The organism is Azospirillum sp. TSO22-1, assembly GCF_003116015.1.
Lineage (GTDB): Bacteria > Pseudomonadota > Alphaproteobacteria > Azospirillales > Azospirillaceae > Azospirillum.
In genome coordinates, this window is record NZ_LGQZ01000085.1 from 30,387 (window position 1) to 43,295 (window position 12,909).

At 59.8% G+C, this 12,909-nt stretch carries 9 protein-coding genes; 4 read left to right on the forward strand and 5 right to left on the reverse strand.

The features are described from left to right. Window positions 1–541 precede the first annotated feature (541 nt). Window positions 542–4,399: a hypothetical protein gene (locus TSO221_RS35100; protein WP_146208879.1), complete on the forward strand. Its 3,858-nt coding sequence runs from the start codon at window positions 542–544 to the stop codon at window positions 4,397–4,399. Window positions 4,400–4,779: 380 nt separating this feature from the next. Here the strand turns inward: TSO221_RS35100 and TSO221_RS22555 are convergent, their stop codons facing one another. The 3 genes from TSO221_RS22555 to TSO221_RS22565 all read right to left on the reverse strand — a co-directional run bounded on the left by TSO221_RS22555 (window position 4,780) and on the right by TSO221_RS22565 (window position 6,659). Next, on the reverse strand, window positions 4,780–5,592 hold the full coding sequence (locus TSO221_RS22555) for a hypothetical protein (RefSeq protein ID WP_109120772.1): 813 nt from the start codon (window positions 5,590–5,592) through the stop codon (window positions 4,780–4,782). A 127-nt stretch (window positions 5,593–5,719) separates the two neighbouring features. Further along, window positions 5,720–6,196 carry a hypothetical protein gene (locus tag TSO221_RS22560; protein WP_109120773.1) on the reverse strand — a complete coding sequence of 159 codons (477 nt, stop codon included), beginning with the start codon at window positions 6,194–6,196 and terminating at the stop codon, window positions 5,720–5,722. A gap of 70 nt (window positions 6,197–6,266) precedes the next feature. Beyond that, on the reverse strand, window positions 6,267–6,659 hold the full coding sequence (locus tag TSO221_RS22565; protein ID WP_109120774.1) for a hypothetical protein: 393 nt from the start codon (window positions 6,657–6,659) through the stop codon (window positions 6,267–6,269). Window positions 6,660–6,876: 217 nt separating this feature from the next. Here TSO221_RS22565 and TSO221_RS22570 point away from each other — a divergent pair, with 217 nt between their 5' ends. Next, complete coding sequence (locus tag TSO221_RS22570; protein WP_109120775.1) at window positions 6,877–7,227, forward strand: helix-turn-helix transcriptional regulator; 351 nt, start codon at window positions 6,877–6,879, stop codon at window positions 7,225–7,227. Window positions 7,228–7,833: 606 nt separating this feature from the next. On the opposite strand, the gene TSO221_RS22575 is transcribed toward TSO221_RS22570, so the two are convergent. Together TSO221_RS22575 and TSO221_RS22580 are read right to left on the reverse strand one after the other, a co-directional pair. Next, window positions 7,834–9,855 (reverse strand): ATP-binding protein, encoded by a 2,022-nt coding sequence (locus TSO221_RS22575; RefSeq protein WP_109120776.1) that lies wholly within the window; start codon window positions 9,853–9,855, stop codon window positions 7,834–7,836. A 477-nt stretch (window positions 9,856–10,332) separates the two neighbouring features. Then, window positions 10,333–11,349, reverse strand: a complete 1,017-nt coding sequence (locus TSO221_RS22580; RefSeq protein WP_109120777.1) for an LLM class flavin-dependent oxidoreductase — start codon at window positions 11,347–11,349, stop codon at window positions 10,333–10,335. A gap of 170 nt (window positions 11,350–11,519) precedes the next feature. On the opposite strand from TSO221_RS22580, the gene fghA reads away from it, so the two are divergent. Next, complete coding sequence (gene fghA, locus TSO221_RS22585) at window positions 11,520–12,380, forward strand: S-formylglutathione hydrolase (protein WP_109120778.1); 861 nt, start codon at window positions 11,520–11,522, stop codon at window positions 12,378–12,380. Between the two features lie 288 nt (window positions 12,381–12,668). After that, entirely contained in the window at window positions 12,669–12,908 is a 240-nt protein-coding gene (locus TSO221_RS22590; RefSeq protein WP_109120779.1) for a hypothetical protein, read from the forward strand. Window position 12,909 lies beyond the last annotated feature (1 nt).

The following is a 12,909-nucleotide window of genomic DNA, read 5'->3' on the forward strand; positions in this document are numbered from 1 at the left end:
GCACATGAGATCTTCGCGAAGGTGCTCCAGCTTACGGTCAATGCCTTTCACTCCTCTTCCGTTTGCGGTCTTGGACAGGGCAATGCATCCTCAATCCCTAGTTCGGTTCATTCCTGCGCCCCGCAAATTGCGCATTGCCTACGCGGCCTAACACGGCTGCGCGTATCAAACCGCTGCAATACATTTAAACATCAGCCTGATCTTGATGGGCCCGCCGCGTCGGTTAGGCGAAAGCGCCAATCACTCTACCAAATTGCTAGCCAAAGCCTTTACCGATCAGGTGCCCAGTGAGGGTTGTCGCCACATCATAATCCCTGGTTGCCACGGCTTCATCCAGGCTATACCATCCCATCCGCCCCTAGCCCAATCCACTCCAATTTGGCTCACAGTATCAATGACATACGACTTTTCGCGCTTTTCCCCACAGTCATTCGAGCGGTTTGCACAGTCCCTTGCTGCCGCCGAATTTGGTGGTCGCCTACAGATCTTCGGCGCGGGTCGCGACGGCGCCCGCGAAGCAACTTACGAAGGGCGCGTCCTAGTGGAGGATGGACGCGAGTGGAACGGATATGTGGTTGTCCAAGCTAAATATTTAGCAGACTCGACGACGCCAGCAGCGGACGCAACTTGGCTCATTTCACAAATTGACGATGAAATGGCGAAGTACGAAGATGCTAAGCGTGCGCTACGTCGTCCAGAATATTACCTACTGGTTACAAACGCCAAGTTAAGTGCATCCGCTGCTGACGCAACAGGTAAAGGGGCTGGCGGGATCGATAAGGTTGAAGCTCAACTTAAAACCTGGTCCGCCAAACTTGGCATAAAGGGCGCGCATGTTTGGCACGCTGATTCATTGAGGATATTTCTTAACAACCACTCGGAATTGCGGACATATTTTAGCTTCTGGGTTCAGCCCGGAGACGTGCTTTCTGCACACCTGAAGCTCTTAGCTCAGCCCACGTTCGACGAAGTAATGCCGCGCGCAATTCGCAAGCAACTGCGCCGTGGGCGCGATATTAAGACCAAAGATGCAGGCCAAGCTACTGGGAAATCTCTGCACATCGAGGACGTATTTGTAGATCTTCCATTAACAGATGATGTTTGGTTTTCCAATATTGATTTTGAGAACTTGGACATTACCTTTCACGAGGTGAGCACCGCCGATATAGTCGTTGAGGTTTCCTATAATGACCTAGAGGACTTCAGCGATGATGAATACGTTGACGATTCTGATTTCGAGCAAACGCAGACCAGCAATGTAACTGCACTTGTTTTTGAACATTGCGCGGACAGACTTGACCCATGGCAAACCGCAGATGGCAGCGATGATACACTATTTAAGGGCCGCATAGTGCTCCTGGGCGGACCGGGCCAAGGAAAATCAACTATCGGCCAATTCATCGCGCAACTCTGCCGTGCTCGACTCCTTGAGCAAATTGATGGTCCTGCTAACACATCTGAAATTCGGCAGATCGTTTCCAAGGTAATCAAGCGCGCAAGTGAGGAAGGAGTTTCAATTGGAGGTCCGGCGCGTTTCCCTTTCCAGGTTGAACTCCCTAGCTTTGCTGACAAACTCAGTGATTCAGTATCGGCTGGAAAAGAGTTGAGCATAATTGAACATTTATCTTCACAGATGAGCGACGCCGGGGAGGCGCCTGTTTCAGTATCGTTGTTGCGCCAATGGTTGGCTGCAACACCAACAATTATAATTCTTGACGGGTTAGACGAAGTCCCACAGAGCGGAAATCGCACAGCTGTTATAACAGCAATAAATGACCTTGTAGATACAATCCAAGATATACGCGCAGACGCTCTTCTGCTCGTCACCAGCCGGCCACAAGGCTATGATCACGAACTCAGTCCAAGGTTCTGGTCCCATTGGAAAATGAAGGAGCTGGATACTACAAGCGCAATGCGATTTGCAGAACGGTTAGCTCACGTACTAATATCAGACGATATCAGGCAGATGGAGGTGCTAGACAGCTTACGCTCAGCTGCAGCCGATCCGACAACCTCTCCTTTAATGATTAGCCCACTTCAAGTTGGATTGCTGTTTGCGCTCGTGGAAACGCGGAACAATATTCCGAAGGACAAATGGACGCTTTTCGAGAGGCATTACGAGATCCTTCGTGATCGTGAAATCGCAAAGGGCGGATCGAACGGAAGGCTCATTGGTACATATAAGGCCGATATCGACCGCATCCATTTTGACGCAGGATACTTACTCCATGTGCGCGCCGAAGAGCCTGCTAATGCAAATGCTTTCCTGACACCCGAGGAATTTGCAGAACTCGTCAGAAGCCAGCTTGGTCGCAGTGGTCATGAGGACGTTACGGGTGCACTCGAGCGCGAAATTGTTTGGTTGGCAACCACGCGCCTCGTATTTTTGAGGTGCCATGTAGAAAAGCAGATTGGCTTTGACGTGCGCTCTCTGCAAGAATTCATGGCAGCAGCCCGGATAATGTCAAGCCCAGAGGAGCGCATCCGGGCTAGGCTCAAAGAAGTTGCCGGCAGAACGCACTGGCTTCATGTTTTCAAAATAGCATGCAGCAAGATATATTCTTCAGCTAGCTTGCTTGATTTCCACGGGGAGATATTGGGGATCCTCGACGCCCTCGATGCGGGTGACCGTGATGCTGATGATGCGCTGGTGCACAGCGGCGCAATGTTGGCAATGCAGATTCTTGCTGAGGGCATAGCTAGTTCGGCCCCCGCTCAGCGCCGGCTACTGGCGGCCAGAGCGATGCGCTTGCTTGACGTTAACCTCCCAAGTACAGCTCAGCAACTCGCTGATGTTATTGACGCTGGGGTAACTGGAGCCGTAGAGCCCCAACTGCTGTTGGCACTGAGTGGCGGAGGGCATCCCGCAGTAGTGGCGATGAAAGTACTTCTTCACCTTAGTCACTCATCAGACACATTGGTGCGCAAATGGGCAATCTCTATCCTTGACCGTGCTTTGACATTTAGCAATAGCGAATTTCTAACCGCAATTGATGATCCACGACTGCTACCGACCGCCCCGACACTTTCGCGTCACTTTATTGAGGCACAATGGCGCGCGGCGCCGGATGCACTGTGGCGGTGGAGTTCATTGCTTCGCCTTCGAAGCAAAGGAGACTCGCATTCCATTCTTCGTGACGACGAGAATGGCTATGCGATCTGCATCGTATCTACCTCTGATGGACGGCCTACCGATCTCACTCTGCGCTTTCGGTCGCTAAATGCAATGCTACACTTTGATCAACCGCCCGTTGGCGCACACCCTGCTTGGCCTTTCCTCAGAGCTGCAAGAGAATTCACAAACAATCCGAGCCAGGAGACTTTGGCCAATGCAATAGCTATTGCCGCAGATCCGGCAGTAAATGACGCCGTGCGGAACGTACCTCTGCCTTGGCCTATAGCAAATCTTATTCGTGGCGCGCTTCCGGAGGATATAATACGCCGCGCCGTGGAGGTGAGAGTCGGAAAGCATGGGGACGTAGAAGCTTGGCAAGCAGCTGAACGGCGGTGGGTCACACAAGGCATAACTGCGGATGAACTAAACAATCTGAACAAGGATGGAATTGCCGCTGACATCGCCGTCTTTGGAGCGCCACCAACTGGCTCAATAAGAAAGGGGAGAAGCGGCGAAGCGGCGCTACCGGCCCTCCTTGAGCTGCGGCACTTATCTGATGGAAGCACTTCGCTCGATAGGTTCATCCTTGCCTGTATGGTTTGGGGAACTACCGCAGCAAAGCACCGTGATGAGGTGATTTTGTTTCTAGAATCCGCAGTCGCATCGAAACGAATTCCATCAAGTGAAATTCTCTCTCGAATTCTATCTCTTCCACCAAATTTTCTGGACGACACGCGCATATCACATCTAATTCGGTCGCTTGCTTCCAACGCCGATCATACCGTTACAGCTCGCGCCGCTTCTTCGAGGGCGCTGATAACTATTTTCAACCTAGATCCATCCGCTAGATCTCTTTTACCGCTTCTGGCCTTGTCGGTAGGAAAGGCCTTTGGCCCTAACACACAGCAACTTTCAAGGTTGGATGAAAGCGCGTTCAATACAACTCCATCAGATACTCCTTCTATCCGAGCGGCAACAATTGCTCTGGCAATGTGGACTGGCCAGTGGGACACTTCTCGCATCGACGACGCTGTTGAAGCTTTTACCCACTCGGAGGCCCGCTTTTCTGCCGTGTCCTTCGTAGAAGCTCTAGCCCAAAAAGGAGAGCGCGAATTCACGAGCCGGCTTGGCGCAGCCATCGGCCGAAAGTTGCTTTCCGCGCAAGGCGCAAGGTCTCCAGATGTATATCGGCTCATTCGGAAAAACGTTGAAGTGCAGCGTTCCGGATTGAGCAAAGCCGAGGTGGCAGACCATCTGAAACTCCCACGGAGGATAGGCACATAGGCGAGCCTCTGGTGTGATAATTCAGAACGGATGCTACAACTGATGGCAGAGTGAGAGGTTCGGCAACCGAGGTACAGCCGATCCTCTCGTTGAATCTGTGCAACCTCCCCGCCCAGTCCTCCCCGCCTCCAGATGGGACCGACTGGCACGTGCCGGTCACATCGGGGTATCGCCGTCGAGCTGGTCCGCGCCGTCGTCGATGGGCGTCGCGCACCGTCCCATCCTGTCCTGCCAGTGCCCGTCGCGATCGTCAACGCCCAGCGGAGCCCGCCCGTGGAGGTGCACGTCCACGTGGTGGTCAACAGGGGCGGCTGACGCCCGCTTTCACGGTGCCCGCTTCACACAGGTGCTCGAATCCCCCCAACTATTGACCGCTAACGTCACCGGCTTTCAGATAGACGACAAGGGTAACTTGCGACGATGAAGGGTTCCCGCCACTCCTTCCAGAACTGGTCGTAGTATCTGATCTTCTTGATATCCGCGATGGCACCGGACACGGTGACCTGCTGTCCCTGGCTGAGGCGCGATGCCGAAGCAAGATCGATGTAGCAGACGACGCGGGCCTTCTCGCCCCACATCAGGGCGTTGAAGTTGCGTCCACCATCAAGCGGCCCGATGAGCACGCCAGCAAAGCGCTCCCCCCGATCGTTGGCTTCGACGTTGATCTCCGCCACCCTCCCCGGCAGCGCAAAGCCCGCCCCACTCCCATAAAGCGCCAGCGCGCGGGCTTGATTGCTGGCAACCAATTGGCCCAGTTCCTCCAGCGTCGTCGGCTGCGCCACGGCCGCTTGAGGAGCGCCGATGTCGATGGGATCGTTGGTCATCACGAGGCCAGGATCGACCCCGGTCTTCCCGTTCGCCCATTTGACCGTCAACCCCTTCTCCGCCGAGAAGGCAGACGGTGACTTGAGAACGCCATCCACCGTCACCTTGGTCTTCTGCGTGATGAGGACATCGACATCGCGCATGAAGTACATCGGGGCGTCTTCACCGTCATCCAGCACCTTCACGACGCCCTTCGCGTCGGCGCGGTCGAGGCAGTAGATGCCCCCGACGCCGGCCGGACACGCGACGAGCGTGCCGCTCAACGACACCGTCTGCTCTGCCAACGCCGGGCTGCCCCCGATGGCGCCGATCACAGCGATGGCCTGCATGGCGCATCGCGAGACCTTCGTTACAGCCGTTTCGTACATATCGACCTCCTTGAAGCATGACGAAGGCCGTCCCGCGGCAGCGGGACGGCCCTGTTCACGCACATGACATCCTCGCCGGGGCGGCCTGGCTTGCGGCGACATCCCCGGCGCAGGCAGCCTCGCACGATCAGACCTCCACCTCGGCGGACTCGATGAGCTTGATGCAGACGTCGAAGCAGTCATCGACGTGCTGGTTGCCCACGTACTTCATCGCACCGAAGCCGATCGCCGCAGACACCGCGTTGCCGACGATGGGAACGAACTTGGCGGCCTGCTTGACGGCGACCCGCCCGGCGACACCCTTGAGGACCTGAAGGACGAGTTGCTTCGTCACAACCTTTCCGGCCAAGCCCATGCCGGTCTTCTTGATCATGGCGTAGACGACGGCTTTGAGCGACGGCGGCAAGCCGTCGATCTGCTCGGGCGACAGCTCGAACCGGCGGTTGATCTCTGGGATCATCTCCAAGAGGATGGCAACGTCGGCGATGGCGTCGGGGCCGGGCACCGGGATGGCTGAAGCGCCACCGGAAACCAAGGCGCGCTTGGTGACCATCTCCTTGCACTCGTCCCTGACGCGCTCCGCGTCTCTACGGGTCTTCAGCATTCTTCGTCCATGTCGTGGGGCAAGGGGGCGGGCTCATGCCCGTAGAGCGAATCGAGGCGCCGGGCACGCCTCACTTGCCGCAGGGGTTCGTCTGCATCCGGGTGAACCAGGGCCGCACAGCCGCCTCCTGCTCGGGCGTAGCCCGCTGCCCCTTGGTCAGGGCGGTCAACTTCTCCCCATATGGCTTCGCCGCCAAGTTCGCCTGCTCCTCGCGGCGCTGGGCATCGGCCAAGCGGTCTTTGATGGTGGTGATTTGCTCATAAGCGCCTTGGCCCGTCGCGCTTGCTCGTTGCACGTCGTCCATGGCCTTGAACTTGTCGGCCTGGGCTTTCTTGGCCTCGCAGGCGTGGGGCAGTATGCCCTTGATGGCGGCGATCATGTCGTCGCTCGTTTTATCGGCACGGGCGCCAGCCGGCAGGGCGAGCAGCGCCACCACCAGGGCAGCAAATCCTCTCTTGAGCACGATGTTCCTCCTCTCGCGGATGTGGCCGATGGCCGGCCTCCGCCTGCCACGCCCCCTTGGACGCCGGCTGGGCGGTGCCGATGCGCTGGTCGAAGCGAATCCGCGCGCTTGCACTTGACCGGCCGCTCTCAACCCCATATTGCGCCTTTCAGCCTTAACACGCAACTACGGCTCATGGTCGGAGACCGTCTCCCGCACTGACAATGCGGGCCGAGCCATGGACTTGAAGATTCACATAGGGGCGCGGGTGAAGGCGGCGCGGCAGCGCAAGGGCATCACCCAGGAGCAGCTCGCCGAGGCAGTCGATAAGGCGGTCGAGACGATCTCCAACATCGAGCGCGGCGCGATGCTGACCGGCATCGACACCCTCCAGCGCATCGCCGCCGCGCTGGACGCGCCCATGACCTACTTCTTCGAGGGAGCCGGGGACGAACGGCCGATCAGTCGCGCCCGCCTGGAAGCCGAATTGCGGCTTCAGGCGATCGGCCAGCACTTGCCGGCCAAAGACCTGCACCTTGCCATTGCCCTGCTTGAGACGCTGGAGAGCTACCGGGAAGAAACGAAGTAGAGGGGCAGCATCCGGGCGCTTTCGCGCTGGATCCCCGCTATAGCGCTATGTCTTGATCAGCATGCGCATCAGCATGGAACTGGGGTCTCGTACGGATACACACTATGGCCTCCTCCATCTCTCGTCCCCGCTGTCCGGGTTAGGCCGGCTGATGGGGACGGAGATCGCCCTTGAACAAGCATACCTCGGTTGCTACATAAGCCAATGAACAACGAGCTCGGGCAAAAAGCCAAGCAAGTTGCTAAGAGCAGCAATCGTGGCGTGGCTGGTACTGCACCCCGTAAATCCCACCGTAACGGTAACGTTGAACGTGGAGGTTCACATGGAAGCAGCAAACAACATCAGTCACGTCTCCAAGGGGGTTGCTAATGAAGAACGGTCGGAGCAACGCAATGAGCGTTCAGAAACAATCGCCAAGGAACGTGGGGAAGCACGCGGTGCCATGGGACCGGGAAGGTAGTGCCAGCTACGTCGCGAGTAAGTGATAGCAGAACAGCTTGGTGGCCGAGGAACACCGCAAGGAGGGTTCGACTCCCTCCTCCCATACCAATTTGAAACGCCCGGTGTAAGCGCCGGGCGTTTTCATATCAATTAGCCTGCATACTTTTAGTTTTCCGCAGGATCGCCCACAGCCCCCACTAGCAACTCCGCTTCGGAATGGTCACTTTCTACCACGACGCCGTCCAACAACGCCGCATGTTCCTTCCGCAGATAGCGCATCGCGTGCTCATCGTTGGCGGTAAAATTTAACTTTTCCTGGATAAACTGGTATCGTGCCTTGCACTCCTCGATGAGTTGTCTCCAGGTCTTTACGTATATCTTCGCAGTCGGCGTATCCCGCACCAACCCCCGGCCCGTTGAGTCCTTCTTTACCTCATACGCTCCGTAGCTATCGAGCTTGTCCGAGATCACCCAAAAATGCCACACGATGCCGTCGCGCATAGCAAACCGACCATCGCTCTCAATGGAACTGGCATATTTCGTTATTTGCGTGATCTCGTCCGCACCAACGTCTACGCCCGGACGCTTCAATTCGACGACAAGGTGCTCGACCTCATCCGCCCGATGGCGCCGCAGAAGTCTGGAAAGCATCAGATCGACGATGCCGGTGGACTGGTCGATATGCTTGACCGGCACGTCGATGACAATGTCGTCGTCGAGATGCTTCTTGTGCGCCCGCAGAACCGCCGTTAGGTCGCGGTCGTCGGTTGAGACCATGAACTCTTCGCCGAAGATCCAGGGGTTTATAGCCAAGATCCGGTGGAGTTGTCTGCGTTCTTTGATGCGGCCGTGCTTCTCATACTCGTAGACGATCTGATAAAGGCCACGCAGGAATTTGAGGCGATCCGTGACTATTTTTGCGGCGCCGATGATCGAGGAGAGGGTAGTTTCTTCCAACAGCTTCGAAAGATCATCCTGCTCTCGCTTAGGCAACTCAATTACCTTCGAGAGGAGATCTCGGAGATGATTGGGGCCGGTCTCGATGGCGTGCCGCAGCAATTCTAGCTGGAGTGCCTTCGCCACCTTGGGGGCGGCGGTTAGCTCGGTATACGCAGTATGGATCTTGACCGCGACGATCTCGAAGACTTTCCGCTCGGCCTCCTCGATAGTGGTCTTCGGTGCATCCTCGTACGGATAGATCTTTGCCGCCTTCCATTCCTGGATAAGACGAGCCGCCTCTTTCTTGTCCTCGCCCTCGTAATGCTCCTTGATGGTATCTTTGGATACATGGATGATCAGTTCGGCAAGTGGATCAAGATCGGTCAGGGCAAGCCTATTCTCCTGCTCCAATTGGTCTAGGTATGGAGAGGTGAGGTACGCCGAGAAGGAGTGCTTCTTGAGCTGAAATTTGGTGGATACCTGCTGTACGGCGAAGCCGCGGGCGTCGCAGATAAAGAGGCTGCGGCGGTCAACATGCCGCCACTCCAGCACACGAAGTTCACTCTCGGGCGCACGCTCTCCGCTTGGCAGCATGACATCCGGAACTCGAAGCTTAAACTGCTTCTGAATGGCGTTTGTAACTTCAAGCTGCTTCTCAGCGAACACCACCTTCACATCGGGATAGTCCGCCAAGTAGATGGCTAGCAGCTCGGTCAACTCCTGTGCCGATTCGTTTCCCTCAAGGTTCTTGAACTGCTTGTGCGGATCGCGAATTTGCACAATACAACCGGTTGCCGTGTGCTTGGACGGCTGGGCGTCGGAGATGCGCACCTGAGAAGGATCGGTACTGAGGATCTCGACGGTGAATTCGGAGATGCCGTTCCCATCCTCAAAGAAGAGCTTCCACGTCACGGACCGGCCGATCGACAGGGACTTGTAGCGTCCCTGCCCCTGGTTGCCGTGCAGTACCCGCTGGTGCTTTTTCGTCCGAGCCCCTGGCCGCTTCCATGAGCCGCCCAGCTTGCCGAAATACTCCTGTGCCTCAGTTGGCGTCATGCCGAGGCCGTTGTCCTCAACGATGATGCCTTTGAGCCCCATCTGATCGCGGTCGAAGTATACAACAACCTCCTCCGCGTCGGCGTCCAGACTATTCCAGACCAACTCGCCGATCGCGCTCAGCGGCCGGGCGCGCGCGATTCGCATGAACGTGTCAGCCTGCGCGACGACTTTGATATGAGCTGTGGCCACGACCTTCTCCGCCCCCCAAGCGATGCCGATTTAAGCGGGCTGCGAGAGTGTCTGAGCTCTGCGCGGTTGTCAATTTTGCTATGGTTGTCGTTCAACACGATCACCACAGGTTTAATGCACACATCATAAGTTGAGGCGCTTGATTCTCTGGATGAATCCTACACTCCTGCCCTGCCTACCCCTTCGGCCTGATTCGCGCCATTTACGAGATCGCGCCGAACAACGAGCAGCTCACCTCGGCAGTTCGCCGGCCTGTCGAGAGGTGCGCCTCCTCCCCTCCGCATCCTCCCCTGTGCCCGCCGGCATCAACGGGACCGTGCGGGTCACAGCGGTGCAGCGCCGAAGCGCCGCATGATGTGAGCGGGCCTCCGCCGGCATGTTCTGCCTTCGTTCCCAGGACTCAAAATCTGTTGGCCGCAAGGTCGTGCTGGTTCGAGTCCGGCCTGGGGCACCACTCTCCTTCTGCAGCTGCCGCGCTCATTCCGGCGCGGGCCGCTCCTTCCCATCCGCCAGACCCTGGGCGATTTCCGCCAGGATCTCGTAAGAACGCAGCCGCGCCCCATGGTCGTGGATGGCCGCGGCCACCATCAGCTCATCGACTCCGGTCAGCGCCAGGAAATCCTCCAGCCCGCGGCGCACCGTGTCCGGCGCGCCGACGAACGAGCAGGCCAGCATGCCCTGCACGCGCACCTTCTCCAGCGGCGACCAGTACGACTCGATGCCGTCGATGGGCGGCGGCAGTTGGCCGCGCGTGCCACGGAACATGTTGGTGAACGCCTGCTGCGCCGAGGTGAAGAGGCGGCGCGCCTCCGCGTCGGTGTCGGCGGCGATGACGTTGACGCCCGCCATCGCGTAGGGCCGCTGCAATTGCTGCGACGGCGTGAAGGAGGAACGGTAGAGCGGCAGCGCCTGCATCAGGGCGTCGGGCGCGAAGTGCGACGCGAACGCGTAGGGCAGCCCCAGCGCGGCGGCCAGCTGGGCGCCGAACAGGCTGGAGCCGAGGATCCACAGGGGCACGTTCAGGCCCGCCCCCGGCACCGCCTGCACCCGCTGGCCCGGCTGCAAGGGGCCGAGCAGGGCCTGCAGTTCCAGCACGTCCTGCGGGAAGTGCTCGGCGACCTCCGGATCCCGGCGCAACGCCCGCAGCGTCGTCTGGTCGGTGCCCGGCGCCCGCCCCAGGCCCAGGTCGATGCGTCCCGGAAACAGCGATTCCAGGGTGCCGAACTGCTCCGCGATGACCAGCGGCGCGTGGTTCGGCAGCATGATGCCGCCGGCGCCGACTCGGATGCTGCGCGTGCCGGCCGCCACGTGGCCGATGACGACGGACGTGGCGGCGCTGGCGATGCCGACCATGTTGTGGTGCTCGGCCAGCCAGTAGCGGTGATAGCCCCAGCGCTCGGCGTGCTGCGCCAGGTCGAGCGTGTTGCGCAGGGCATCGGCCGGCGTCGCGCCGAGCGGCACCGGGGCGAGGTCGAGGATGGAGATCGGCGGCATGCGGAGTTCTCACCACCTGAGGAGTCGGGGTTGGCGTCCGCCATCACTTAGGCCCGCCCGCCCGCTTCGCCAACCGGGCGGCGGGGAGCGCTGGGTTGCGTCGGTTGCCCCTTGAAGGGCGCGCGCGAACCGGACACCTTCTTCATCCTCGACCACCCGAAGAGGTACCCATGGACACCGCGACCGACGGCCGGCCGACCCAACTGGCGGCGAACACGTGCTTCGGCGGCTGGCACAAGCGGTTCCGCCACCGCTCGGCGGCGCTCGGCTGCGACATGGTGTTCGCCGTCTACCTGCCGCCGCAGGTGGAGGCGGGCAAACGGGTGCCGGTGCTCTATTGGCTGTCGGGCCTCACCTGCACCGACGAGAACTTCATGCAGAAGGCCGGCGCCATGCGCACGGCCGCCGAACTCGGAATCGCCATCGTGGCGCCCGACACCAGCCCGCGCGGCCCCGACGTGCCCGGCGATCCGGACGGCGCATGGGACTTCGGGCTGGGCGCCGGCTTCTACGTCAACGCGACGCAGGAGCCGTGGGCAACGCACTACCGCATGCACGACTACGTGGTGTGGGAACTGCCGGAGCTGGTCGAGACCATGCTGCCCACCACCGGCCGGCGGGCGATCTCCGGCCACTCCATGGGCGGGCACGGCGCGCTGGTCTGCGCGCTGCGCAACCCCGGCCGCTACCGCTCGGTCTCGGCCTTCGCGCCGATCGTCAACCCGGCGGCCGTGCCCTGGGGCGAGAAGGCCTTCGGCCGCTTCTTCGGGCCGGACCGGTCGCGGTGGCTGGAGTGGGACAGCTGCGCCCTGATCGCCCGCGCGCAGGAGCGCCTGCCGCTGCTGGTGGACCAGGGCGACGCCGACAGCTTCCTGGACACGCAGCTGAAGCCCGACGCCCTGCGCCAAGCCGCCGAAGCGGCCGGGCATCCGCTGACGCTGCGGATGCAGCCGGGTTACGACCACAGCTACTTCTTCATCTCCAGCTTCATCGACGACCACCTGCGCCACCACGCGGCGGCGCTCGGCTGACGCCGGCGCCATCGGGCGGATCCGACGTCCACCGCCGGGCCGATCGGGCCGCTATTGCGGGGTAGATCGCGACACGCGCCCTACGGTCGGACGCCCCCCTCTGCTTTGCGGCGCGATGGACTTAGGAACCTCTACTCGGGCAGCCTAGACAGATCGACGCCGCCGTCTGTACCGATGCCGCGCTTTGCCACGGAAGCGACGGGCGCGCTCTCCCGATGAGCGCTGCTGGCGGCGAAAATCCGCATGGTATGACTTGGGGCATCCCATCACGAACGCTGGAGCCGCCTCATGGTGAACGCGAGCCTGCGCGGAGTGTCCCTGCCCGAAGCGGAACGGGCCCTCGCCAGCGTCTGGTGCCGCGTCGAGGAATACGGCGTGGACGCGCCGCGGCTGCGCTTCGGCTTCCGGCGCGACGGCAGCGTCACCATCCGCTTCTCCTTCTCCGATCCGGCGGCCGCCCATCTGGTGCTGAACGGGCTCGGCGCCCGAACGCCGAGAGCCCCGGCGGCGCGGGGCCACCGGGGCTGAG